27 protein-coding genes are annotated in these 24,906 nt (G+C 59.1%); 8 read left to right on the top strand and 19 right to left on the bottom strand.

All coding sequences use genetic code 11. The annotated features are described in order from the left end of the window. The 3 genes from brnQ to phoB form a co-directional block, all read right to left on the bottom strand. Positions 1-1,320, bottom strand: coding sequence for a branched-chain amino acid transporter carrier protein BrnQ (brnQ, locus tag ET34_RS0117520; RefSeq protein WP_031524233.1), 1,320 nt, complete (start codon positions 1,318-1,320; stop codon positions 1-3). 400 nt (positions 1,321-1,720) lie between these two features. Continuing rightward, positions 1,721-3,031, bottom strand: a complete 1,311-nt coding sequence (gene phoR, locus ET34_RS0117515) for a phosphate regulon sensor histidine kinase PhoR (RefSeq protein ID WP_031524231.1) — start codon at positions 3,029-3,031, stop codon at positions 1,721-1,723. A gap of 22 nt (positions 3,032-3,053) precedes the next feature. Continuing rightward, positions 3,054-3,743: a phosphate response regulator transcription factor PhoB gene (phoB, locus tag ET34_RS0117510; RefSeq protein ID WP_031524229.1), complete on the bottom strand. Its 690-nt coding sequence runs from the start codon at positions 3,741-3,743 to the stop codon at positions 3,054-3,056. A gap of 187 nt (positions 3,744-3,930) precedes the next feature. Between phoB and sbcD the strand changes: the two genes are divergently transcribed. Together sbcD and sbcC are read left to right on the top strand one after the other, a co-directional pair. Then, on the top strand, positions 3,931-5,145 hold the full coding sequence (gene sbcD / locus ET34_RS0117505; protein WP_031524227.1) for an exonuclease subunit SbcD: 1,215 nt from the start codon (positions 3,931-3,933) through the stop codon (positions 5,143-5,145). Then, entirely contained in the window at positions 5,142-8,294 is a 3,153-nt protein-coding gene (sbcC, locus tag ET34_RS0117500; RefSeq protein ID WP_031524225.1) for an exonuclease subunit SbcC, read from the top strand. The genes sbcD and sbcC overlap by 4 nt, the downstream gene beginning before the upstream one ends. A gap of 21 nt (positions 8,295-8,315) precedes the next feature. Here sbcC and ET34_RS0117495 read toward each other — a convergent pair whose 3' ends face one another. Further along, a complete protein-coding gene (locus ET34_RS0117495) occupies positions 8,316-9,071 on the bottom strand; it encodes a DeoR/GlpR family DNA-binding transcription regulator (protein ID WP_031524223.1) in 756 nt (251 codons plus the stop codon). A gap of 80 nt (positions 9,072-9,151) precedes the next feature. Here ET34_RS0117495 and ET34_RS0117490 point away from each other — a divergent pair, with 80 nt between their 5' ends. After that, complete coding sequence (locus ET34_RS0117490) at positions 9,152-9,742, top strand: NUDIX domain-containing protein (protein ID WP_031524222.1); 591 nt, start codon at positions 9,152-9,154, stop codon at positions 9,740-9,742. A gap of 36 nt (positions 9,743-9,778) precedes the next feature. On the opposite strand, the gene mak is transcribed toward ET34_RS0117490, so the two are convergent. After that, positions 9,779-10,690, bottom strand: coding sequence for a fructokinase (mak, locus tag ET34_RS0117485; protein ID WP_031524221.1), 912 nt, complete (start codon positions 10,688-10,690; stop codon positions 9,779-9,781). Positions 10,691-10,815: 125 nt separating this feature from the next. Between mak and rdgC the strand changes: the two genes are divergently transcribed. Continuing rightward, entirely contained in the window at positions 10,816-11,727 is a 912-nt protein-coding gene (gene rdgC, locus ET34_RS0117480; RefSeq protein WP_031524220.1) for a recombination-associated protein RdgC, read from the top strand. Between the two features lie 52 nt (positions 11,728-11,779). On the opposite strand, the gene ppnP is transcribed toward rdgC, so the two are convergent. From ppnP to aroL, 4 genes are all read right to left on the bottom strand, one after another. After that, the gene (gene ppnP, locus ET34_RS0117475) at positions 11,780-12,070 is read right to left on the bottom strand and encodes a pyrimidine/purine nucleoside phosphorylase (RefSeq protein ID WP_031524219.1); all 291 of its coding nucleotides are present in this window, start codon (positions 12,068-12,070) and stop codon (positions 11,780-11,782) included. A gap of 80 nt (positions 12,071-12,150) precedes the next feature. Beyond that, positions 12,151-12,828: an AroM family protein gene (locus ET34_RS0117470; protein WP_031524217.1), complete on the bottom strand. Its 678-nt coding sequence runs from the start codon at positions 12,826-12,828 to the stop codon at positions 12,151-12,153. Between the two features lie 216 nt (positions 12,829-13,044). After that, positions 13,045-13,236 (bottom strand): protein YaiA, encoded by a 192-nt coding sequence (gene yaiA, locus ET34_RS0117465; protein ID WP_031524215.1) that lies wholly within the window; start codon positions 13,234-13,236, stop codon positions 13,045-13,047. Positions 13,237-13,292: 56 nt separating this feature from the next. Continuing rightward, on the bottom strand, positions 13,293-13,817 hold the full coding sequence (aroL, locus tag ET34_RS0117460; protein ID WP_031524213.1) for a shikimate kinase AroL: 525 nt from the start codon (positions 13,815-13,817) through the stop codon (positions 13,293-13,295). Between the two features lie 336 nt (positions 13,818-14,153). Here aroL and ET34_RS0117455 point away from each other — a divergent pair, with 336 nt between their 5' ends. Then, positions 14,154-14,867, top strand: coding sequence for a DUF2076 domain-containing protein (locus ET34_RS0117455; RefSeq protein ID WP_031524211.1), 714 nt, complete (start codon positions 14,154-14,156; stop codon positions 14,865-14,867). Here ET34_RS0117455 and ET34_RS0117450 read toward each other — a convergent pair. Genes ET34_RS0117450 through ET34_RS0117440 form a run of 3 tightly spaced genes read right to left on the bottom strand, consistent with a single transcriptional unit; the run spans position 14,864 to position 16,323 of the window. Continuing rightward, positions 14,864-15,322 (bottom strand): YaiI/YqxD family protein, encoded by a 459-nt coding sequence (locus ET34_RS0117450; protein ID WP_031524209.1) that lies wholly within the window; start codon positions 15,320-15,322, stop codon positions 14,864-14,866. The genes ET34_RS0117455 and ET34_RS0117450 overlap by 4 nt on opposite strands. After that, a complete protein-coding gene (locus ET34_RS0117445; protein WP_031524207.1) occupies positions 15,322-15,777 on the bottom strand; it encodes a DUF421 domain-containing protein in 456 nt (151 codons plus the stop codon). Before ET34_RS0117445 ends, ET34_RS0117450 begins: the two co-directional genes overlap by 1 nt. Before the next feature lie 9 nt (positions 15,778-15,786). Next, entirely contained in the window at positions 15,787-16,323 is a 537-nt protein-coding gene (locus tag ET34_RS0117440) for a hypothetical protein (protein WP_236633896.1), read from the bottom strand. 88 nt (positions 16,324-16,411) lie between these two features. Here ET34_RS0117440 and proC point away from each other — a divergent pair, with 88 nt between their 5' ends. Next, a complete protein-coding gene (proC, locus tag ET34_RS0117435) occupies positions 16,412-17,221 on the top strand; it encodes a pyrroline-5-carboxylate reductase (protein ID WP_031524203.1) in 810 nt (269 codons plus the stop codon). 54 nt (positions 17,222-17,275) lie between these two features. On the opposite strand, the gene ET34_RS0117430 is transcribed toward proC, so the two are convergent. From ET34_RS0117430 to ET34_RS0117415, 4 genes are all read right to left on the bottom strand, one after another. Further along, positions 17,276-17,590, bottom strand: coding sequence for a PsiF family protein (locus ET34_RS0117430; protein ID WP_031524201.1), 315 nt, complete (start codon positions 17,588-17,590; stop codon positions 17,276-17,278). A 258-nt stretch (positions 17,591-17,848) separates the two neighbouring features. Beyond that, the gene (iraP, locus tag ET34_RS0117425; protein WP_031524199.1) at positions 17,849-18,109 is read right to left on the bottom strand and encodes an anti-adapter protein IraP; all 261 of its coding nucleotides are present in this window, start codon (positions 18,107-18,109) and stop codon (positions 17,849-17,851) included. Between the two features lie 240 nt (positions 18,110-18,349). After that, entirely contained in the window at positions 18,350-19,555 is a 1,206-nt protein-coding gene (locus ET34_RS0117420) for a multidrug efflux MFS transporter (protein WP_031524197.1), read from the bottom strand. Between the two features lie 85 nt (positions 19,556-19,640). After that, positions 19,641-20,339 (bottom strand): extensin-like domain-containing protein, encoded by a 699-nt coding sequence (locus tag ET34_RS0117415; protein WP_031524195.1) that lies wholly within the window; start codon positions 20,337-20,339, stop codon positions 19,641-19,643. A 142-nt stretch (positions 20,340-20,481) separates the two neighbouring features. On the opposite strand from ET34_RS0117415, the gene ddlA reads away from it, so the two are divergent. Beyond that, positions 20,482-21,582, top strand: a complete 1,101-nt coding sequence (ddlA, locus tag ET34_RS0117410) for a D-alanine--D-alanine ligase (RefSeq protein ID WP_031524193.1) — start codon at positions 20,482-20,484, stop codon at positions 21,580-21,582. Positions 21,583-21,585: 3 nt separating this feature from the next. Here the strand turns inward: ddlA and ET34_RS0117405 are convergent, their stop codons facing one another. Next, a complete protein-coding gene (locus tag ET34_RS0117405) occupies positions 21,586-21,804 on the bottom strand; it encodes a DUF2754 family protein (RefSeq protein ID WP_031524192.1) in 219 nt (72 codons plus the stop codon). Between the two features lie 274 nt (positions 21,805-22,078). Here ET34_RS0117405 and ET34_RS0117400 point away from each other — a divergent pair, with 274 nt between their 5' ends. Beyond that, positions 22,079-22,387, top strand: coding sequence for a DUF2755 family protein (locus ET34_RS0117400; protein ID WP_031524190.1), 309 nt, complete (start codon positions 22,079-22,081; stop codon positions 22,385-22,387). Here ET34_RS0117400 and ET34_RS0117395 read toward each other — a convergent pair. Both ET34_RS0117395 and sbmA read right to left on the bottom strand, forming a co-directional pair. Beyond that, entirely contained in the window at positions 22,384-23,484 is a 1,101-nt protein-coding gene (locus tag ET34_RS0117395; RefSeq protein ID WP_035891719.1) for a DUF1615 domain-containing protein, read from the bottom strand. The two genes, ET34_RS0117400 and ET34_RS0117395, sit on opposite strands and share 4 nt — an antisense overlap. Positions 23,485-23,518: 34 nt before the next feature. Then, on the bottom strand, positions 23,519-24,739 hold the full coding sequence (sbmA, locus tag ET34_RS0117390) for a peptide antibiotic transporter SbmA (protein WP_031524187.1): 1,221 nt from the start codon (positions 24,737-24,739) through the stop codon (positions 23,519-23,521). Positions 24,740-24,906 lie beyond the last annotated feature (167 nt).

The following is a 24,906-nucleotide window of genomic DNA, read 5'->3' as shown; positions in this document are numbered from 1 at the left end:
TTAGTGCGCGTTTGACGTCGCTTGCCGTCCCGCTGCGCGGTCCCAGATGATGGAGGCCACCAGCACCACCAGCGACGGGATGAGCCACGCCAGGTTTTGATCGGCCAGCGGCAGATGCTGCATCCAGCCCGGCAGGGTATCCGCCAGCGCCGAGGCTTTAACGCCGTCGATCAGACCCAGCACCAGGCTCACAAACATCGCCGGGGCAATCACGCGGGTCGCGTTGTTCCACCACGGGCGGGTGAAGCTTAACACAATCAGCACGATGCACGGCGGGTAAATGGCAGTCAGCACCGGCACGGAGATCTGGATCAGATGGCTCAGGCCGAGGTTAGAAACCAGCATGGAGAAGCCGCCAAGGATAAATACCAGCGTGCGATAGGAGAGCGGCAGGTACTGGGCGAAGAACTCGGCGCAGGCACAGGTCAGGCCAACCGCGGTCACCATGCAGGCGATGAAGATCAGCGCCGCCAGCAGGAAGCTGCCGCCGTTGCCGAAGGTGTGCTGGACGTAAGCATGCAGGATAGCCGCGCCGTTAGCCGACTGATCCACAAGGCTTGCGCTGTCGGAACCCAGACGGAACAGCGCCAGGTAAAGCAGCGTCAGGCCGACACCGGCAATCAGGCCAGCCCACACGGTGTAGCGGGTCAGCAGGCGGGCATCGCTCACACCACGGGAACGTGCGGCGTTGACGATAACGATGCCGAACACCAGCGCGCCGAGGGTGTCCATCGTCAGATAGCCGTTCACAAAGCCGTTAGAGAATGCCGCATTCTGATAGGCGTCGGTCGCCACGCTGATATCCCCCGCCGGCCAGACGATAGCGGCCACGCTCAGCACCACCAGCGCCAGAATTTTCAGCGGCGCAAGGAAATTGCCCACGGTATCCAGCAGTTTGCCCGGATAGAGCGACACACCAATCACCAGCAGGAAGTAGACGATGCTGTAGATCAGCAGCGGCGCAACGCCGGTGCCGGTCAGCGGCGCGATGCCCACTTCAAAGGAGACGGTGGCGGTACGCGGCGTGGCGAACAGCGGCCCGACAGCGAGATAGCACACCGTAGCCAGCAGCACGCCCGCTTTTTTGCCAATCGGCGTGCTCAGGTTATCAACACCGCCGCCCACGCGAGCCAGTGCAATCACTGTCAGTACCGGCAGACCAACCGCAGTAAGCAGAAAACCCAACGCGGCAGTCCAGACGTTTTCGCCTGCCTGTAAGCCAACCATTGGAGGGAAGATGATATTGCCTGCGCCAACGAACAGCGCGAAGGTCATAAAGCCCAGGGCAATAATGTCGCGTGATTTTAAGTGATGGGTCATAAAACTCTTACGGCTCGTGGATATGGTGTTGTCGTTAAAAAGGCTTTTCACCGTAACGTGGCGAAAAAGTGGTGATTACCTTGAAAAACAGCGGGATATGCTTCCCGGTTGCGCAGGCGAAGAATAGTTTTTCGAATTACCGCGCAATCACAGTCTGACAGGTAACAACAGGGGCGCAATTTAAACGCTTATAACGTTTAAAGGCAAGGCGGGATCGTAAAACCAGACCATTATTCCAGATATGCAAAACGGACCAGTTTAAAACACTGTTTATTCACTTTAGCCACCGCCATTCATGCGACCAAAAAAGCATCAACTGGCGGAAAGCAATCATAGGTTTTACTTATGCGAAAAGGAAAAAGGCCAGAAATCTGGCCTGATGGAAAGTAACGCTGACAGCTTAAGAGGTGACCGCTTCGCGCGACGGCTGCACGATCAGACGTTCAGGCAGGGTAAAGGAGAAGCAGGCTCCTTTTCCGGGCGCGCTTTCGATATCCAGTCGGGCGTCGTGATGGTTCACGGCGTGTTTAACAATCGCCAGCCCCAGCCCGCTGCCGCCGGTCTGACGTGAGCGCGCTTTATCGACCCGGTAGAAGCGCTCGGTAAGGCGCGGAATGTGCTCTGAGGCGATCCCCGGCCCGTTATCAGAAACGCTGAACCAGGCACCGTGCGGCACGCGCTTCCAGCATACGGTGATCTCGGTGCCCACCGGCGTATGGTTAACCGCGTTATACACCAGGTTCGACATCGCGCTGCGCAGCTGCTCCTCATTACCGAGCACCACCAGATCCGGCTCGATCTCAAAGTGCAGCACGTGATTGCCGTGACTGAGGGTTTGCGCTTCGCGCTCCACCACGCGCAGCATCATCGGCACATCTATCTTTTCATTCAGCACCAGCGTCGGCGACGCCTCAATTTTTGACAGCGTCAGTAGCTGTTTCACCAGCCCTTCCATGCGGGAGGTCTGCTCGCGCATGGTGTGCAGCGCCCGGGAGCGTAACGGCTCATCAAGCTTCTGCTCCTGCATCATCTCCAGATAGCCCTGCAGCACCGTCAGCGGCGTGCGCAGCTCATGGCTGACGTTGGCGAAGAAGTTGCGCCGCGCCCCTTCGAGCTGGTGCATCTGGGTGATGTCCCGCGCCGCCATCAGCAGCTGTTGCTCGCTGTAAGGCATAATGCGGAACTCCAGATGGCGGCCGTTGTTGAGCACCAGGTTGAGCGGACGGGAGAAGTCCTGCTTGTGAAGGTATTCGGTAAATTCCGGATAGCGCAGCAGGTTGAGAATGTTTTGCCCGTTATCATCCGGCCAGCGCAGCCCCAGCAGCTGTTGTGCCAGGCCGTTACACCAGAACATGGTGCCCTCTTCGGTGGTGAGGATCACCGCGTCCGGCAGCGACTCGGCCCCGCTGCGAAAGCGTTTGATCAGGCTACCCAGCTCGCGACGGCGCTTTTTATTGCGCATCTGCATCTGGTACAGCCCGTAGAGCAGCGGTTCCCAGCTGCCGCTACCCGGCGGCGGCGTCATGCTGCGGTCAACCCACAGCCACCAGGAGAGGCGAAGAAGATTCCAGAAATGCCAGATGAGCAGTCCGGTTACCGCCGCCAGCAAAAACCACGGCAGATAACCAAATATCGCGCCAAGGATGAATGCGGGAAGGCAACATAACACCAGCTCCAGCACCAGCCTTTTCCATGACAGCCGTTCCAGCACGGGTCACACTCCAGTCAGATTGTCAGAAACGCGCAGAGAAACGATATCCCGTCCCGCGTACCGTTTGCACCATACGATCGTGGCCGCTGTGTTCCAGCGCCTTGCGCAGACGACGAATATGCACATCCACCGTGCGATCCTCGACGTACACGTTGGTGCCCCAGACGTTGTTCAGCAGCTGTTCGCGGCTGTATACGCGCTCCGGGTGAGTCATGAAGAAGTGTAACAGCTTAAATTCAGTCGGTCCCATGTCCAGCGGATTGTCGCCGGTCATGACGCGGTGTGATGACGGGTCGAGACTTAAGCCCTGCATCTCGATCACCTCTTCCACCGCCATCGGCGAAATGCGGCGCATAACGGCTTTGATGCGCGCCACCAGCTCTTTCGGCGAGAAGGGTTTGGTGATGTAGTCGTCGGCACCGGTTTCCAGCCCGCGTACCCTGTCTTCCTCTTCACCGCGCGCGGTCAGCATCATCACCGGGATATCACGGGTGAGGGCTTCGCGTTTGAGATGCTTGATGAACTGCAGGCCGGAACCGCCAGGCAGCATCCAGTCGAGCAAAATAAGATCGGGCCAGGGTTCATTGAGATTGTTTACTGCGCTGTCATAATCCTCAGCTTCAACAGGCTGAAAGCCGTTTTGCTCGAGCACGAAGCACACCATTTCACGGATAGGAGCTTCATCTTCTACGACCAGAATGCGTCTCGCCATAATTTGCCCTGTTATATAAGTCATCAATATTAAACGCGGCGCCATTATGCTTCACATTTATGACAGATTTATGAAAAACATGACCGGTATATGACCGCAAAAAATGAGTATGTCACGGCGTCGCGACATCTCCCGTCCAGCTTGTTTATAATCGCCCCCACGCATTTTTTCCATGAAGGATCCCCGCATGCGCCTGATTCACACCTCTGACTGGCACCTTGGGCAGAATTTTTATACCAAAAGCCGCGCCGCCGAGCATCAGGCGTTCCTCGACTGGCTGGTAGCGACCGCGGCAGAGCAGCAGGTGGACGCCATCATCGTGGCGGGGGATATCTTTGATACCGGCACGCCGCCAAGTTACGCCCGCGAGCTGTACAACCGGTTTGTGGTGAATCTGCAGGCCACCGGCTGCCAGCTCATCGTGCTGGGCGGGAACCACGACTCGGTCGCCACGCTGAATGAATCCCGCGAGCTGCTGGCCTGCCTCAACACCTGGGTGTTCGCCAGCGCCGGGCTGGTGGCCGAGAACCAGGCCCGGGTACTGCAGCGCCGCGACGGCACGCCCGGGGCGATCCTCTGCCCGGTGCCGTTTCTGCGCCCGCGCGACATCGTAAAAAGCCAGGCGGGTCTGTCCGGCAGCGAAAAACAGACCCAACTGCTGCACGCCATTACCGATCACTACCAGCAGTGCTATGACGCGGCCTGCGCCCTGCGCGGGGATCGCGACCTGCCGATCATCGTCACCGGGCACCTTACTACCGTCGGGGCCAGCAAAAGCGATGCGGTGCGCGACATCTATATCGGCACCCTGGAGGCGTTCCCGGCGGAGCGCTTCCCCGCCGCGGATTACATCGCGCTGGGGCATATTCACCGCCCGCAGAAGGTGGTTTCCACCGGGCACATCCGCTACTGCGGGTCGCCCATCGCCCTGAGCTTCGATGAAACCGGCAGCGAGAAAAGCGTGCTGCTGGTGGAGTTCAGCCACGGCAAACTCCAGGACATTACACCGCTGCCGGTGCCGGTCACCCAGCCGCTGGCGGTGCTGAAAGGCGATTTAACCGCGATTGAAAGCCAGCTGGAACGCTGGCGCGATGCCCCCGCCAGCCCCAAAGTGTGGCTGGATATTGAAGTCAGCGGCGAGGCCTTTATGTATGACATGCAGCGCCAGGTGCTGGCGATGACGGAAGATCTGCCGGTAGAGGTAGTGCTGCTGCGCCGCAGCCGCGAACAGCGCGAGCAGATGGCTGCCGGAGAGCACTACGAAACCCTGAGCGAGCTACAGGTTGAAGAGGTGTTTGACCGTCGGCTGGCGCTGGAAGCGCTGAGCGAGGAAGAAAAACCGCCGCTGCGCACCCTGTTTGCCCGGACGCTGGAAGAGATGCAGCAGGAGGATGACGCATGAAAATCCTGAGCCTGCGGTTAAAAAACCTGAACTCCCTGAAAGGCGAGTGGAAAATCGACTTTACCGCCGAGCCGTTCGCCAGCAACGGTCTGTTTGCCATCACCGGCCCCACCGGGGCGGGGAAAACCACCCTGCTGGACGCCATCTGCCTGGCGCTTTATCACAAGACGCCGCGCCTGAGTAATATTTCCCAGGCGCAGAACGATCTCATGACCCGCGATACCGCCGAGTGCCTGGCGGAGGTGGAGTTTGAAGTAAAAGGCGTGGCGTATCGCGCGTTCTGGAGCCAGTACCGGGCGCGTAATCAGATCGAAGGCAACCTGCAGGCGCCGCGCGTCGAGCTGGCCCAGGTCAGCGACGGCAAAATCCTCGCCGATAAAATTAAAGACAAGCTGGATATGGTCGCCGCCCTCACCGGGCTGGACTACGACCGCTTCACCCGGTCGATGATGCTCTCCCAGGGGCAGTTTGCCGCCTTCCTCAATGCCGACGCCAAAGAGCGCGCCGAACTGCTGGAGGAGCTGACCGGCACCGAAATTTACGGCCTGATTTCGGCAAAAGTGTTTGAAAAGCATAAGGAAGCGCGCAGCGCGCTGGAGAAGCTCGAAGCCCAGGCGCAGGGCGTGATGTTGCTCGACGCCGAACAGCACCAGCAGCTGACGCAAAGTTTGCAGGCGCTTACTGACGAAGAAAAACAGCGTGTCGCCGAACAGCAGACGCTTCAGGCGCAGCAGCAGTGGCTGAACCAGCTGGCCGGGCTGACGGCGGAACAGCAGCGCACCCGCCAGGCGCATGCCGGGGCGGAACAGGCGCTGAAAGAGGCCGCACCGGCGCTGGAACAGCTCAGCCGCGCCCTGCCCGCCGAGAAGCTGCGGCCCTGGTGGCAGCAGCGCCAGGAGCGTCAGCAGGCGCAGCAGCAGATAGCCCGGCAGCGAGAGAATGTGAATACTCGCTTACAGCAGGCGAGAGTACGCCGCCAGCAGGTGCGCCAACTGGCTGACGGCCAGCTCAGGTCGCTGCACGCTGAAATCAGCCAGACCGAGAGCTGGTTGAGCCAGCACGACCGCTACCGCCTGTGGAGCGCAGAGCTGACCGGCTGGCGCATGGCCTTTGCTCAGCAGCAGCGCGATGAAAAACAGCGCCGGGAACGCGAGCAGGCTATCGCGGCCAGTCAGCAGAAGCTGGCGTTGCTGCCGGCAGCGCTCCCCATGAACCGGGAAGAAGTAAGTACTCATTTACATCAGCTGAACGCCACGCGTCGCGAGCGTCAGCAGCTTGCTGCCCTGCAACCGCAGTTCGCCGCGCTGCACAAACGCCGTACAGAGCTGGAGGGTGAACTCGCCGCGCTGGATAAGCAGATTGCCGGCGAGGAGGTGGAGCTGGCAGCACGCCGCCAGCGTTACAAAGAGAAGCGCCAGCACGAAAGCGATCTGGAAACCCTGGTGGAACAGGAACGCATCATTCAAAGCCTGGAAGCCGAGCGCGCCCGCCTCCAGCCGGATACCCCCTGCCCGCTGTGCGGCTCCACTATCCACCCCGCCGTTGCCCGCTATCAGGCGCTGCAGCCCGGCGAGAACCAGCAGCGGCTGAATGCCATCAAAAAAGAGGTTGCTGCCCTCGCTGAACAGGGCTTCGCGCTCAAAGGCCAGCTGGATACGCGCCGCCAGCAGCGTGAGAAGCTGGCGGTGTCGCTCCATACCCTGAATGAAGATGAGGCCGCGCTGAATGCCCGCTGGCAGCAGTGCTGCACCGCGCTGCGTATCGCCCTGACGCCACAGGACGATGTTACCGGCTGGCTGGATGAGCAGGAGCAGTATGAAGCCCGGCTGCGCCAGCTGGATGAGCGCCTGACGCTGGAAGCCCAGCTGCAGAAAGACCAGCAGCACCTCAACGACCAGACCGCGGAGATCGCCCGCCAGCGTGATGCGCTCTGCACGGCGCTGGAACAGGTCGGGCTCACCCATCCGGCAGCCGGAGAGGAGGACGTCTGGCTTGCGGCGCGTCAGCAGGAGTCACAGCAGTGGCTGCACCAGCAGGAAACCTTGCCGCATCGGCGTCAGCAGGCCGCGACGCTGGAGAATCTGCTCGCTACCCTGGAAGATGACGGCTCCACCCCGCCGCCGCTGGCTGAACATGAACGCGCGCACGCGCTGGAAGGCTGGCAGACGCTGCACAGCGAGTGCAGTACCCTCGGCGGCCAGCTTACCCTGCTGGAGGGACAGCTTAAGCAGGCGGAAGCTGAACAGCGTGAGGCTGAGCGGCGCTTCGCAGAAGAACTGGCTGCCAGTCCCTTTGCCGATGAGGCTCAATTCCGCAGCGCGTTGCTTGATGAGGCGCAGCGTGTGGCGCTGGAACAGCGTAAGCAGCAGCTGGAGCGCCAGGTACAACAATGCAGCGTGCTGTTGCAGCAGGCGGAAAACGCGCTGGCGCAGCATCAGGCGGCGCGCCCGACCGGGCTGGATGCCGATACCGATGTGTCCGTTGTATCGGCCCGGCTGGCAGCGCTGACTCAGCAGCTGCGCGACAACACCACGCGTCAGGGCGAGATCGCCCAGCAGCTGCGCCACGACGCCGAAAACCGCACCCGCCTCGCCGGAATGCAGCAGGAGATGGCCTATGCGCGTGAGGAACTGGAGCGCTGGGGCCAGCTCAACCATCTGATTGGCTCGCAGAAAGGGGATAAATTCCGCAAATTTGCCCAGGGGCTGACGCTGGATAATCTGGTGTGGCTGGCTAACAACCAGCTGACCCGCCTGCACGGGCGCTACCTGCTGAAACGTAAAGCGAGCGACGCGCTGGAGCTGGAAGTGGTGGACACCTGGCAGGGCGACGCGGAGCGCGATACCCGCACGCTGTCCGGCGGAGAGAGCTTCCTGGTGAGCCTGGCGCTGGCGCTGGCGCTCTCGGATCTGGTGAGCCATAAAACCCGCATCGACTCGCTGTTCCTTGATGAGGGATTCGGCACCCTGGATGCGGAAACGCTTGATATCGCCCTCGACGCGCTGGATGCCCTCAACGCCAGCGGCAAGACCATCGGCGTTATCAGTCACGTCGAGGCGATGAAAGAGCGCATCCCGGTGCAAATCAAGGTCCACAAAATGAACGGGCTGGGCGTCAGCCGTCTGGCGCGTGAGTTTGCGGTGAAATAAATGGCCTGACCGATCTCCCGGTCAGGCTCTGATGACGTCGATTCCCCGGGCGGTGAACGGCGTCAGCAGACTCTCTTCGGTCGCGCTTTCCACCACCAGCGTATTCACCATGCTGACGTCGCCAATCACCCAGCGCGACGCGGTATTGATTTTTTCCGCCGAAGCCAGCACCACGGTTTCCGCCGCGCGGGTCGAGAAAGCACGCTTGATGCTCGCCTCTTCATAGTCGCCGGTGCTCAGTCCGGCCTCGCAGTGGATGCCGGTGACGCCCATAAAAAACAGATCGGCGCGCACCTTTGCGATCCCCTCGATTGCGGCCGCACCGACCGCGACCAGCGAATGCCTGTACAGCCGCCCGCCAATGACGACGACCTCAATCCTGGGGTGATCCGCCAGCCCCAGCGCAATGCCCGGACTGTGTGTTACCACCGTCAGCTCCAGATCCCGCGGCAGAAAGGTGATCAGTTCTGCAGTGGTGGTACCGCCGTCGATGATCACCACCTGCCCCGGTTCGATCAGCGCCGCGCCGCGTCTGGCGATGGTGCGTTTTGAATCCAGCGCCAGGGTTTTACGCTCTGAAAACGTGGCGACAGCAGCGGATGCGGGCAGCGCACCGCCGTGCACGCGCTGCAGCAGCCCTTCCGCCGACAGCTCGCGCAGATCGCGCCGGATAGTATCTTCCGAGACGTCAAACGCCTCGCTCAGCGCTTTCGACTGCACCTGTCCGTCTGCGGCCAGTTTTTGCAGGATGAGCTGCTTACGTTGAGAGGTCAGCATAAAAAATCCTTGCACGATTATTCACGATGATGCACAAATATGCACGTTATTGTGATTATCGTACTGACGCAGGGGGTAACATGCAATCTGAACATGCAAAAATACGCACGCTGGATAGCCAGGTGCTGTCCGATGACTGGTATCTGCTGAAAAAATATACTTTTGAACAGCAGCGTCGGGATGGGGAGTGGCAACGCCAGAGCCGGGAGGTGTATGACCGGGGCAACGGGGCGACAATTTTACTCTATAACCCGACGCAGCAGAGCGTGGTGCTGACCCGGCAGTTTCGCTATCCGGTATTCGTCAACGGGCATGATGGCTGGCTGCTGGAGGCCGCAGCTGGCCTGCTGGATAATCTTGATGCCGAAGCGCGTATCAAGGCCGAAGCGGAAGAGGAGACCGGCTACCGCATCGAACGCGTTGAGCGCGTATTTGAGGCCTTTATGAGCCCCGGCTCGGTTACCGAAAAGCTGCACTTTTTCATCGCCCGCTATGACGCCAGCCAGCGCGTGAGCGACGGCGGCGGGATGAAAGAGGAAGGTGAAGACATTGATGTGGTGGAGATGCCCTTTGCGGATGCCCTTGCCACTATCGGCGATGGCCGCATCGTGGATGCCAAAACTATTATGCTGCTCCAGCACCTCGCACTTTCCGGGCGGCTGAACGCCTGATTGCTGGCGGGCCGGCCCTCACGCCGGCCCGTGACGTCAGACGTTAAGCGGCCACAGCCAGGCCGCACCGCGTACCCCGCTGGAGTCGCCGTGTACCGCTTTACGCACCGGCGTGCGGCACTCGCCGCCAAACACCCAGTGCGGCAGCAGCTGCGGCACCGTTTTATACAGCCGATCGACGTTGCTCATGCCGCCGCCCAGTACGATCACGTCCGGGTCGAGCACGTTGATGATGTGCGCCAGGGATTTGGCCAGCCGCAGCTCGTAGCGCGACAGCGCCAGCTCCGCGACCGCATCCTGCTCATCGGCAAGGCGCATAATATCGTTGCCTTTCAGCGCCTGACCGCTCAGCCGCTGGTAATCGGTGGCGAAACCGGTGCCGGAGATAAAGGTTTCGATGCAGCCCTGCTTGCCGCAGTAGCACGGCACTTCCTCGCGGTAGCGCAGTTCGTCTTCATCCATCCAGGGGAGCGGATTGTGGCCCCACTCCCCGGCGTTGCCGTTGCCGCCGGTATGCACCCGTCCGTTGATCGCCATCCCCGCGCCGCAGCCGGTGCCGATGATCACCCCAAACACCGTCTGCGCACCGCTGGCGGCACCGTCCGTCGCTTCCGAGACTGCAAAGCAGTTGGCATCGTTCGCCAGCCGAACTTCACGCTGTAAGCGCGCACTCAAATCCTTGTCCAGCGGGTTACCGTTGAGCCAGGTGGAGTTAGCGTTTTTCACCACGCCGCTGAAGGGAGAGAGTGACCCGGGGATGCCGACGCCGACGCTGCCCTGCTCGCCGGTTTCGCGTTCCGCCAGCTCGACCAGCCCGGCGATATCCTCGACGGTTTTCGCGTAGTCATCCCGGGCGGTGGGGATACGATGGCGAAAACGCTGCTGTCCGTCATCGCTCAGCGCGATGACCTCTGTTTTCGTACCGCCTAAATCAATGCCGATGCGCACAGAACTCTCCTCATAATCAAACCGTTAGCTCAGAGAGTAGAGCGAGGCTGCGTTAATCGCAATGAAACCCGTCCGACAATTCGCTATCATGCCCGCTGCGTTTAACTAGCAGGCTGGAAACGAACATGCTGTGGTTTAAAAATTTAATGGTTTACCGTCTGAGCCGCGACATCACGCTGCGCGCGGATGAGATGGAGAAACAACTGGCGGCGTTTACCTTCACGCCCTGCGGTAGTCAGGACATGGCGAAAACCGGCTGGGTGTCGCCAATGGGCTCGCACAGCGACGCGCTGACCCATGACGCCAACGGTCAGATCGTTATCTGCGCCCGCAAAGAAGAAAAAATGCTGCCGGCACCGGTTATCAAGCAGGCGCTGGAAGCGAAAATCGCGAAGCTTGAAGCCGAGCAGGCGCGCAAGCTGAAAAAAACCGAAAAAGATTCCCTGAAGGACGAAGTGCTGCACTCGCTGCTGCCACGCGCGTTCAGCCGCTTCAGCCAGACCATGATGTGGATCGATACCGTCAACGGGCTGATTATGGTGGACTGCGCCAGCGCCAAAAAGGCAGAAGATACCCTGGCGCTGCTGCGTAAGAGCCTTGGCTCGCTGCCGGTGGTGCCGCTGGCGCTGGAAACGCCCATCGAACTGACGCTCACCGAATGGGTGCGCTCCGGTAACGTGGCGCAGGGCTTCCAGCTGCTGGACGAAGCCGAGCTTAAGGCAATGCTTGAAGGCGGCGGTGTGGTGCGCTGCAAGCAGCAGGATCTGGTGAGCGACGAGATCGCGGTACATATCGAAGCCGGCAAAGTGGTGACCAAACTGGCGCTCGACTGGCAGCAGCGCATTCAGTTTATGATCTGCGAAGATGGCTCCATCAAGCGCCTGAAGTTCGCTGACGAGCTGCGCGACCAGAATGAAGATATTGAACGGGAAGATGTGGCAGGGCGCTTCGACGCTGACTTTATCCTGATGACCGGCGAACTTGCGGCGCTGATTCAGAATATCGTGGAAGGCCTGGGCGGCGAAGCGCAGCGCTAATCAGCGCTGGCAGACTGGCGGTGCCGCACCTTCGCGCACCGCCTGCAACGCATTAATCTTTAAGGTAACGACAAAGATAAGAAGTGGGTTCAGCCACCTGCAGGTGGAATTCGCTGTGCCCCGGCACGTTGAAGCGCTCGCCCGGTCCGTAAACTTTCCACTCCGTGTCGCCCGGCAACAGCACCTTCAGTGCGCCGCTGACCACCGTCATCTCTTCGGGCTGCGCCGTTGAGAAGTTGTACTCCCCTTCTTCCATCACGCCAACGCTCGCTTTCCCGGTGCTGCTGCTGGAAAAGCCGATAGATTTCACTTTGCCGGAAAAATAGTCATTACTCTGAAGCATGGACGGTCCCTTTTAAAAGTGGTCGAAAAACCACTATAGGGGGCAGCGTCCGCCGCTGTCACGTAAATTGTTTTTTTCTGTCACATCAGTAACTCAGAAGCCAGACGCGCTACCAGCACGTTGGTTAACAGCACCGGCACGTCGAGTGATTTTTGCAGCAGATCGCGATGGCGCTGGTGGAAGCCCAGACAGTCAAGCAGCAGCACTTGCGCTCCCTGCTCCACCAGCTTCTCAGCGGCGCGCAGCCACTCGGCTTCGGTATCGTAAAACGGATTCGCCAGCGCGTAGACCGGCGGCTGCTCCAGCACTGCCCATTTCTTCTCCTGCAGGCGCATCAGTTCCGGCATCGGCACGATGATCCCGACCTGGTGATCGTCAACGATGGTCGCAATCAGCGGAGGAATAATGCGCGCCGGCTCCAGCAGCATGGCGTTGCGGGCGTTAAGGTTGCTGAAGCGCAGCGTGCTCATCAGCAAAATGACGTCGAAGCCCTGATTATCCAGCACTTCGATCACCCCCTGCAGGGCGATTTCAACTTTTGGGAAAGAAATTTCGGCGCTTTTGCCGTCGCTGAGCAGAACGTAGAGCGGCTCTTCGCCTGGCTCCAGGCGGTATTCTGACAGCACCTCTTCACGCGAAAGCGAGGCCAGCAGGCTGAGATGGGTAATATGTTCTTCGGAAATATGCTCGGTTAATAACGGTAAAACTTCACTTACGGGCACGACGCCAATCGTAACCACCGCCAATGTTGCATTCATTTTTGCTTACCGCCCTTCATCGCTACACCCGCCCGGCTCTGGCATCAACACATAACAGCGCGTTCATTTTGGTTTACGTAATAGCCAAAAAGAATAGCATTATTACCAGAAAGCGCGTGAAAAAATGCATTACGGGTCAGATAAGCGATCGTGGCTAAAAAGTCAGGGTTAGCGGCGGCGTCAGGAGGCTAACGCCGCGCGGTAGAGTGACGACGATCAGGACTTTTCGGGATCTTCATAACGGCGTTTGGCGTCCAGCGCTTCCTGCTCGGTGTTATGCTCACTGATAAGCGAGTCCGGTTTCGGGTGATCGGCGCGCAGCTGATACCAGGTTACCGTCTGATCGGCACCGCCTTTTTCGACGGAGACAATACGCGCTTCACGTGGGTACGGGGGTCTTGTTGGCATAGCGCTTCCTTTGTTGTTGTTAAAGGTCGGGCTATAAGTATAGACAATTTTACCGCTTAGCTTGCCTGAGCGAGATGCAGCGCGGTTAACAGCTGGGCGACAATCTCATCCCGGCTGCCGGTAGCATCAACAACGTGATGCGCTGCCGCGCGATAGAGCGTTTCACGCGCGGCCAGCACGTCCTCGACTTCATCGACGATGGTTTTGCCGGTCAGCGTCGGGCGCTGGCCCTGCTCCGGTACCGCCGCCAGACGGGCAGCAAGCACCTGCGCCGGGGCGCAGAGATAGATCACCACGCCGCGTTCGTGCATAAACTGGCGATTGGCCTCGGACAGCACCATGCCGCCGCCGGTGGCGATCACCGTTCCCGGGGCCGTTACCGCCTGCAGCGCGTCACTCTCGCGCTGGCGAAAGCCCTCCCACCCCTCTTTTTCCACAATCTCCGCCACGGTCATGCCGCTGTGCTGGCGCAGCCAGCGATCGGTATCGACAAACTCAAAGCCGGTGGCCTGAGCCAGTCCTTCTCCGACCGTAGTTTTACCGCAGGCGCGCGGGCCGATCAGGAAAATGGGTTGCGTCATGAACGAGAAATCCTCTGCCACCCTCGCGGGGGAACTGTTTTTTCAGGGTGATAATGCCAGTCAATGATTACAGGGAGATGTGTAAAAAATAATTTACATTAATAGCCACGTTCGGTGTTAATGCCCTGTTAACAAGAATATTGCAGCGCTCAAGATGTAAAGGAAACCTGTCACCGCTGCAACGCAGCTCACCATACTGTAAAGCTCGGGTTAAACACAAGCCTCGTTGTGCAAACCGTAACATTATTTCCCCGCACCGTTACGGACGAAACGTTTACAACCCGCGAGAATGCACCACACTTATTATCATTACAGGTGATGAAAGAGGTGTGAATCATGCAATCGGAAGAGCAGCAGCTTATTGATGGACTCTTTAGCCGCCTGCAGGAGGCGGAAAAACAGAGCGCGCCGCGCGACGCAGCGGCAGAGCAGCACATCAGCCGCCACCTGCAAAGCCAGCCGGGCGCGCCCTACTACATGGCGCAAACCATCCTGATTCAGGAAGCGGCCATTAAGCAGCTCAATGCTCAGGTACAGGCGCTGCAGGGGGAGGTCGCCCAGCTACAACATGCCGGGCGTCAGCAGCAGAGCAGCGGCGGCTTCCTGTCCGGCCTGTTTGGCGGGGGCGCACGCCCGGCCAGCAACGCTATACCCGGTACTCAGCCGATGCAGGGTGCCGCGCCGGGCAGCTATAGCCCACCGCCGGCGGGCAATGCGATGGCAGGCTACGGACAGCGCAGCGGCGGTGGGTTTATGGCCGGGGCGCTACAAACCGCAGCTGGCGTGGCCGGGGGCGTGGTGCTGGGGAATATGCTGACCAGTATGTTCAGCCACACCCAACCCGAGGAGCTGGTGAACATCATCAACGAACCCGCCCAGCCGGTAGAAAACACGGCAGTGAATGCCGTGGAGGACTACAACCAGGCGGACGACAGTCAGTTCCTCAACCAGGATGCTGGCCTGCCCCAGGATAATGCCAACGACGTGGTGGATACCTCCTGGGATAACGTCAACGATGACGTCGGCAGCGACGACGACAGCTGGGTTTAAGGCGTCTGTCGCTTCACCGCCAGCAGCCACTTATCCAGCTCGGCGGCGAAAAGCTGGCGATCGCGCGGCCCGAGACTGTCCGGGCCGCCGGTCTGCACCCCGCTGGCACGCAGGGTTTCCATAAAGTCGCGCATCGTCAGCCGCTCCCGGATGGTAGCTTCGCTGTAGCGCTCGCCGCGTGGGTTGAGCGCGACCGCCCCTTTCTCCAGCACTTCCGCCGCCAGCGGAATATCGGCAGTCACCACCAGATCGCCCGGCTGGCACTTCTGCACAATTTCGTTATCGGCTACGTCAAACCCGGCGGGCACCCGTACCGCTCGCACGAAGCGCGACGGCGGAACGCGCAAATTCTGGTTCGCGACCAGCGTCACCATGATCTGCGCTCGTTCCGCGGCGCGGAATAAAATCTCTTTAATTACGTTCGGACACGCATCCGCATCCACCCAAATGGCCATTACGACTCCTGATTATCTCGCGGGATGACGGCAATTTTCCCGTTCTTCTCCAGAATGGCAAATTTAATCTGGTCTATGCGCTCAATTCCCTGCCCGGTTCGTGCCGACGAGAGAATATCGTCGCTGGAGATCCCCGCTTTGCGCATGCGCTTGTGCAGCGGCCGCCCGTGCTCGACCAGAATCAGCGGTGAACCGTCCAGCAGTAAATCAAGACGGGGGAAGCGGTTTTTCAGGAAGCTGAACAGGATGTCCATCACAATCAGGGTGATAATGGTCAGTGCCGCACCGGTAAACGAGAAATCATTCCCCAGCAACGCCTGCTGTGTCGCTTCACTGATGATCAGCAGCAGAATGAAATCAAAGGCGTTCATTTCCAGCAGGGTGCGTCGCCCGGCAATTTTCAGCACCACCAGCAACAGCAGATACATACCTGCCGCGCGCATTACGCTATCCATAAGATTCTCCTAAGGCCAGGACCACTGGCGCAGCGTCATGCCCGGCTGGCCATCCACAGTAATTATCGAGGTGAAATAGCCAGCTGACTCAGGCTGCGCCCCAATCCATACCGCGTGCCTGCCATCGGGGGTGGCCGCAAAGGTTAGCGTCATCTCGCGCGCGCTGGTATGGGTAATTAAGGGCTCAGGGAACAGCGTCTGTATCTGAAAGCGCTCCATAAAATCACCACCCAGCGTGATACGCACCGGCCGGTCTGGCTCGCCCTGCACGCGCAGTATGTAACGCTCATCGCTCTGGGCGCGGATCAGCCGCTGGTACTCCACCGTCAGCTTGCCGTTGGCACTGGTCTGCGCGGTTTCGCTGATGATGCCGTCGGAAAACAGCCCCAGTAGCGCCAGGATCACGATAGTAAACAGCACATAATTGCCCGCCGCCTGGAATCGCCACTCCTTACGCTGGGCGGTCATATTTTCCTGTACCGGATAGTCACGACTGGCAAACTCGTTTTGTTTTGGTTTATCCATCGCCGCCTCACTTTTTTTCATTAAGCGTAGCCGATGCCTTACCCCGATGCCGGAAACCGCGTTAAGCTAAGCGCCGATTCCGATGATGCACTGACGATGGAGTGACGCTGTGGATAAGAAAATTGGTTTTATTGGGTGCGGCAACATGGGCAAAGCGATTCTCGGCGGGCTGATTGCCAGCGGAGAGGTGAAACCGGGCAGCGTCTGGGTGTATACCCCTTCTGCCAGCAGCGTTGCCGCTCTGCACGATGAGTACGGCATCAATGCCGCGCAGAGCGCCCAGGAGGTCGCGCAGATCGCCGACATCGTCTTTAGCGCGGTCAAACCCAACATCACGCTGAAAGTGCTCAGCGACGTCGCTTCCAGCCTGAATAAAGAGACGCTGCTGGTGTCGATTGCCGCCGGGGTGACGCTCGATCAGCTCGCCACCGTGCTCGGGCACGACCGCAAAATCATCCGCACCATGCCGAATACCCCGGCGCTGGTGAATGCCGGCATGACCTCCATCACCCCGAACGCGCTGGTAACGCCGGAAGAGACGGCGGAGATCGTCAATATCTTCCGCTACTTTGGCGAAGCAGAAGTAATTGCCGAGCAGATGATCCACCCGGTGGTGGGCGTCAGCGGTTCCGCACCGGCCTACGTATTTATGTTTATCGAAGCGATGGCCGATGCCGCCGTGCTCGGCGGCATGCCGCGCGCGCAGGCCTATAAGTTTGCCGCCCAGGCGGTGATGGGCTCCGCCAAAATGGTGCTGGAAACCGGTAAGCATCCCGGCGAGCTGAAAGACATGGTCTGTTCCCCGGGCGGCACCACGATTGAAGCGGTAAAAGTGCTGGAAGAGCGTGGTTTCCGCGCGGCGGTGATCGAAGCGATGGAAAAATGCATGGCGAAATCCGAGCAGCTGAGCAAGTCATAACGGGTGTGTAAACTCCCGGCAGAGCGCGACGACACACGCTCGCCGGGGAAGTGCCTACGCGGATTTTTTCAGGCAGCCGCTCATGAATTTAGTACGGTCCTGCCCTTTGAGGGACTGCTGCGTGGCCTGGTTGCTGCATTCACGCATTTTTTGCTGCTGCGGCGTCAGCCCTTTTTCCTTATCGCGATCGTTCTTCAGGCAGCTACTCATAAATGCCTTTCGTTCATCCCCTTTTAATGCATCCGCGCTGGCGCGCTCGTTGCAGCTGGTCATTCGCTGCTGCTGCGGCGTGGGTTGTTTTTCTTCAGCCTGGGCGCCAAAAGCGAGCGTCATTCCAAGCAGCGCGGCGGGTAACAGCGTTATTTTCATAGCATCATCCTTTTTGTTGTCATCTGACACAGTAAGTCTGATGCGTAATGCCAAAAACACCACCGGGCCGCGCTCGCTTTGCCAGACCGCCAGCAATTTTGTTATTTTTTAGCAATGCTTAAATAATAAGTATTGCAAATGAACTATAGCGGCACGGCAACGACAAATAATGACGCTGACGGGCCGTACTCCCGTCGCCGGGCAAAGGGGGTGACATAACCTTAGTGATATATGCGTGCAGCAAGCCTTACCCCACCGTTAACTGCGTGGGTGCTTTAACAGCTTCTTTAAATATTGCTGCAGTAACTCGGCATCCCGCTCAGCAACAGTTTGCGTGGGCCGCGCCTGGGCCATTGCCTCTTCGATACCGTTGATAAGCGCGCTCTGCTCGCTCTGTTCCATACGACGCAGCAGCGCGGTCACGACGATTTCCAGCGCCTCAACCTGTGCCACCAGCTCTTTCGATTCGTCTTCTTTTTCAGCAAGCTTAACCAGCAGTTCAGCAATGAGATTCTTCATCTTAGGAAATTCCTTAATAGAGACGCAGCGACGTTAGCACTCATTTATAGAAAAGCAAATATATCGCAAAAAACATTTAACGAATTAATAACTGATTTGTGCGCGACCACCGAAATAAGCGCCAGCGAAACGTTTCTCTTATAACCTGAATAAAGTGACAGGCTGAATTCAGACCCAAGAATAACCCTGAAACATTCACCAGCCTTATGGATATATTCTCCCGACCGCTAACAGTTTACGCTATCCGCTTATTTTTGCCCGCTCCGCCTTCTTTAACGCGCGCCACAGTTGCCAGACATTGATCAGCACCACTATCGCAGTCGCGATAAATACCCAACGAAATCCTGCCATTGCCGACACCGCCGCGCCCATCAGCGGCCCGGCGACGTTTCCGAGATACATAAACGACTGGTTGTAACCGAAAATGCGCCCGGTAACCTGATCGCTGGAATATTTCAGCAGCAGGGTTTGTACCGCCGGCAGCATTGCGCCATCCGCAAAGCCGAGCAGGAAACGCAGCACCGCCAGCTGGGTGGGCGAGGTCACAAACGACATGGCAAAAAACAGCACCACGGCCACGCTCAGGGTGGCGAGCAGAATGCGCCCGGTGCCGATCCGGTCGCCGAGCTTACCCAGCCGCGGGGCCGCCAGCAGCGCGGAAACGCCCGGCACCGCCGCAATAAACCCGCTGAGAAACGCGATATTGGTACTGTGCGGGGCCAGCGACTGGATGAACAACGCAAGAATCGGGCTTATCGAGCCGTTGGAGAGCTGGATCACCAGCGTGGTGACAAACAGGCTGACCACCAGCCACGGCTGCGGCAGGGAAGCAAATACCGCCTCGCCACTCAGCCGCTGTGCTTTATTTACCGCCGGGCGCGGCCCCTCTTTAATGAGAAACAGCGTAACGGTAAAGCTCACCATCAGCAGCACGGCGGTAAAGATAAACACCGTGCGCAGCCCCAGATAGTCCGCCAGAAAGCCGCCCATCAGCGGCCCGACGATCACGCCGCTTATCTGGGCGGTGGAGAGCGTGCTGAGCGCCCAGCCGCTGCGTTCTCGCGGCACCTGCGAGGCCACCAGCGCCATCGCGTTAGGAATATAGCCGGACGTCAGCCCCATCACTGCCCGCAGGAAAAACAGCTGCCAGACGTTGGTGGCAAAGGCCTGCAGCAGAATAGCGATCGCCATCCCCAGCGAGGCGCGCAGCAGCATCAGCTTGCGTCCCTTGCGGTCAGCAAGGCTGCCCCACATCGGCGACACAATTGCCGAAATCAAAAAGGTGACGCTAAAGGTCAGCCCCGACCACATCGACAGCGCTTCATGCGAGCTGACACCGAGCTGCGCCACGTACAGGGGAAGGAACGGCAGGATCTGGCTGATAGCAAGCCCGGTAAAGAAGCAGCCGAACCAGACAGAGATGAGATTGACCTTCCAGGATTCCATAGGGCGTTATTTCAGACTGTGGGTCCGGCCCACGGGGCCAGACGGCTAAACGGTGATAGTGACGACTGTATCACACTCCAGCGCCCTACCGGCAGATCCCGAAGCCGCGCATCCCGAGATGGAAATGGTCGGCATGGGCAGCGTTATACTCCGGCCCCAGCGCGTTGCCGTAAAACGCGCAGCTGTCGCTGAACAGCTGGCGCAGCAGCGCGCCCTTCTGCGCCTGATTGTTCCAGTCGCGGACGACGCTCAGCCGCTCGCCGTTGGCAAGGCGAAAACCGCTGATGTCCAGCGCATCGGCAGTGGCGTGTTCGCTCAGGCGCGCGCCGGGACGGTTATAGATATTGCGGCAGGCGAAGCTGCCCAGGTGGTCGATACGCGTGAGCTTGCTGCCTGCCACCGTCTGCGCAGCCGGGACGGCGCGCTGCTGGACGAACATGGCGCTGCTCACCGCCAGCGGGCAGCTGGCGAGAAACGAGCTGCTGAGCGCTACATCGCCAAAGCGGGTGACGCGCACCGGGTTTTCCACGGTACAGTCGCCGCGCACGTCAGGTGCCGGGCGAAACGCGATCATCTTCAGCTGCTGCGCCTGATTCAGGACCGCCATACAGGCTTCCGGCTGTTTTGCCAGCTCGCGCAGCTTGTAGCGCGTGATCATCGTCGGCGGATCGGTGGGTGAAAGCGGCGCGAAGGGATTATAGTGCGACGGCAGATAGTCATAGAGCCAGTAGCCCATCACGGCGGCGATTACGATTCCGGTCACCAGACCTCCCCCTTTTTTCATCCCCCCTCCCTGATTTGTATGCAGAACACACAGTATAGACGGCTCAGCCCGCCCGATGCGTAGCCCGGGCAATGAAGCGCATGAAAGCGGAAAATCAGCGTGCTATGGTAGGGGCTTTCTTACTGTTGGGGACGTGTGGGTCATGGCAAAACTGCGGGTAGGCATTGTTTTTGGTGGGAAATCGGCGGAGCACGAAGTATCGCTGCAGTCAGCGAAAAATATCGTCGATGCCATCGATAAAACGAAGTTTGATGTGGTGCTGCTCGGCATTGATAAGCAGGGGGAGTGGCATATCAATGATGCCAGCAACTACCTGCTGAACGCCCAGGACCCGGCGCGTATTGCCCTGAACCGGTCGGAAAACACCGTCGCGCTGGTGCCGGGCGTGGCCCAGGCGCAGCTGATCGAATCCCGTCAGGGCGAGGCGCTCTCCCAGGTGGATGTGATTTTCCCCATCGTCCACGGCACGCTCGGCGAAGACGGCTCGCTGCAGGGGATGCTGCGCATGGCAAATCTGCCGTTTGTCGGCTCCGGCGTATTGGGTTCCGCAGTGAGCATGGATAAAGACATTGCCAAGCGTCTGCTGCGCGATGCGGGGCTGAACGTCGCCCCCTTTGTGACCCTGACGCGCACCAGTCGCGCGCGCTTTACCTTTGAGGCCGTCACCGCCCGTCTCGGCCTGCCGCTGTTCGTGAAGCCGGCCAACCAGGGGTCGTCGGTCGGGGTCAGCAAAGTGACCCGCGCAGAAGAGTTTGAGGCCGCCGTTGCGCTGGCGTTTGAATTCGATCATAAGGTGTTGATTGAACAGGGCATCACCGGACGAGAGATTGAGTGTGCGGTGCTGGGTAACGATCACCCGCAGGCCAGCACCTGTGGTGAAGTGGTGGTGAACGATGCCTTCTACTCGTACGACACCAAATACATCGATGACAAAGGCGCGCAGGTGGTGGTGCCGGCCGCCATCGATCCGCAGATTAACGACCGTATCCGTGAGATTGCTGTTGCCGCGTATCAGACGCTGGAGTGCGCCGGCATGGCGCGCGTGGACGTGTTCCTGACGCCGGAAAACGAGGTGATTATCAACGAGATCAACACCCTGCCTGGCTTTACCAATATCAGCATGTATCCCAAGCTGTGGCAGGCCAGCGGGCTGGACTACCAGACCCTGATCACCCGCCTGATTGAGCTGGCGCTGGAGCGCTACGCCGCAGACAGCGCGCTGAAAAGCGCCATCACCCGCTAAGGGTTACTTGTTCGCCTCGTCCGGTTCATCCTCCGGGCGACGGCGAATAATCAGGCTCGCCAGCCACATGCTGATCGCCCAGGCTACCAGCCCCACCGCATAGGTTTGCCAGCCTTTGGCTTCGAAACCCAGCAAACCGACAATACCGTACAGAATAAAGGTCAGGCCGATGGCAAAGGCATAGTAATGCCAGTCACGGCGCATTTTGGCAGACAGCTTCATGATCGCTCCAGAGTTGAAAACGCGCATCTTCGCACAGTTCCCCGTCGCCTGTCTGCGTGCCGGGTCGCGACGTCAGCGCTACGGAAAGTCTTAAATGTTATCGTTTGATTAATTAAGTAACAAAAATGTGAGTGATTACATAAAACTGACATCCAGGAGTAATCTGCAGCAGAAATTACCATCAATCTGATATTGACAATTCCTATGACCTGTCAGACTCAGTCATGTATTGCTGGCGCAGCGCCGGCAAAAGTGAGTTCCCCGGGAGGTCATAATGGCTGATTTTACAATGTCTAAACCCATCATCGCCGGGAAAAAGCGTGACAAATCAACTACCCTTGGCAACGTTGCCTATGCCGTGTTTGTACTGTTCTGCTTCTGGGTCGGTTCCCAGTTGCTGAACGTGCTGATGCATGCGCCGGGTGTGTTTGAGCATCTGATGCAGATGCAGGACAACAATCGTCCCCGCATTGAGATGGAACTCGCGGTCGGTACCGTTTTTGGACTGATTCCGTTTATTCTCGGCTGTGTGCTGTTTGCCGCCGTCGCTGTCTGGCTAAAGGTCCGCCAGCGTCACTACTAGTTCTGGCCAGTACATCTGGCCCGACGCTCATCCACCCGTTTAGCAAACCACGCAGTGGTAAGCTGACGGGTGATCTTCGGACTCTCCAGCGTGATCCCCGGCAACACTTCCTTCGGTAAGGTTCTTCCCGTCTTCTTCTCCGCCAGCGCAAAGGTGCGGGCGTAAAGCGTCGTGTCTTCGAAATCCAGGGTGTCGCCCTTGCGCAGCGCGCGATGAATATCGTCGTTATCCAGATCCAGCTGTGACGCCAGCTTACGCACCGCCAGTTCGGTTTTGCCCGGCTCGTCGCTGTCGTAACGAATCAAATCGCCATCCAGCGCCAGCTTCACGCCGCTGGCTTTACTGACGGCATTCTGAAACGCGGCATTGCGGCTGGCGTACCATCCGGCGTTGAAATCGGCGAAGCGGTACAGGGAGCGCGAATAGTTGGCCGGATAGTTCAACAGATGGTAGATGCCGAACCACATGCCACCGCGGCGGGTGAACACCTCTTCCCGCACGCTGCCTTCACGCTGCCACGGGTAGCCGTCGGTGTGTGCTTCGGCAAAGGCGATGGCTACCTGCATGGGCCCGCCGGTATGCACCGGGTTGAGCGAGCCGAACAGCCTCTGGCCGAGCGGTACGCGGTTCAGCACGTCGTCAAAAATCGCGCTGAGCTGCTTCTCGGTGGTCACCTTATCCAGCCGTTCGCTGTAGCTTTTGCCATTTGAAGAGGGGATTTTCAGCGCGGTACGCACCAGGAACGCCGGAATATGCAGTTTTTCCGCGCGCCGGTCGATCTCCTGCCAGGCAATCTTACTCAGCCCCGGCACCACCGGATCGGCAACGTAGCCCGACTCCTGCTCCGCCACCGCCAGTACCGAACAGACGTTATCAAGCGTAGCGGGTAGCTTCTGGCTCTCAAATGCCGTAGCGATATCCCGCGCCCAGCCGTCGCGATCGTTGATACGCGCCGGCATCTTCTGCTTTACCACCTTGCGCACATCGACGGTGGGCTGACCGGGGGCGGAGTGCTGCTTTTCACTGCTACACCCTGCCAGCACCAGCGAGGCCAGCAGACTCAGCGACAGGAAACCGCTGCGCGGTAAAGAGGAGATCGTCACGGCATTATCCTTATTTACAAAAAAGGCCTCAGGCGAGTGCCTCGGGCGTGTCCGTTACCGGCTCGTCATTCAGCGTCTGTTCGAAACTGCGCAGACGTTTATAGATCGACAGCAGTTCCACCAGCGTAGTCCAGGAACTGATCAGGTACTGGAAAGCCCCGCGTACCTCCCCGAACACGTTGTTGATCTGCTGCATCAGCCCCAGCGTCAGCGCCCCGGCGACAATAGAGGGCCCGAGTAAGAACAGTCCAATCACCGCATCCACCTGCAGATAAAGAATGCGCGCCACGTTGAAGTACATGTAGTGGAAGTAGAGGCGGAAGTAGTTTTTACGCACGTTGGCGAACAGCTCGCGCACGCTCACCGGGTCGGCGCGCTCAGGGTCATCCTCACCATAGACCAGTTCTTTACGGTATGCCGCTTCGACACGCTGATTATTGAACTCCAGCCCGGGGAGTCTGATCCCCACCACCGCCAGCAGCCCGGTGCCGACCACCGACCAGATAATCGCAGCCCACACCAGCCCGTACGGCACGCTGCCGACGACAGGAAGATCCTTTACGTGCGGCGAGAGCGCCATCAACACCGGCAGAAACGCCAGCAGCGTCAGTACCGCATTGAGCACGCCGACGCCCACGCTCTCAAGGGTGGATGAGAAGCGCATGGTATCTTCCTGCACGCGCTGCGCTGCGCCTTCAATGTGGCGCAGGCGCTGCCAGCGCGCCATATAGTACTCGTTCATCGCGGTACGCCAGCGGAACACGTAGTGGCTGATAAAGAAGTAGTTCAGCACGCCGATCACCACGGCGATCAGCGCGATACCGAGGAAGATCACCAGCTGATGGTAGAACTGCTCAATGCGCACCTTGTGCGGCGAGCCGAGCGCAGTCTGGATCAGATCGTAGAACGGGGCGTACCAGGCGTTGATGGCGACCCCCACTTCCACCTGGAACCAGGTACCAAAGATAATCAGCGCGCTGCCGAGTACCGACCAGTACTGCCAGCGATGCGGACGCCAGATAAACCAGCACAGCGCAAACGCGCCGATGCAGAAGGCATAGTAGGCGTAGAACACCAGGTAGGCCCGGGACCAGAAGCGCGCGGCGCTGATCGGGACATCGCCATTGCTGCCAGCCAGTCGGGTAAGCCAGTCGCCACCGCCGGCCTCCCAGAACAGCACGGCCAGGATCGCCCATACCAGCGCCGAAATGAAGAACGGTCTGGGGTTGGGGAAAAAGGATTTAAACATCACATCTCTCCGTTTTTTTTATTGTTGCACTGCTGTGCGTATAGCGGCTGCCAATAGTACGCGTATCGCATCAATGAGGGGATGCATAAAAAGGGCCATCCTGTATCAAAATATAAAACCGGACGCCTGTAAACGCGTGGCTACTGTGACAAGCGCAGCCGCAAGGA

This window comes from Siccibacter colletis (genome assembly GCF_000696575.1).
GTDB lineage: Bacteria > Pseudomonadota > Gammaproteobacteria > Enterobacterales > Enterobacteriaceae > Siccibacter > Siccibacter colletis.
This window is presented reverse-complemented; position numbering and strand designations above follow the sequence as displayed.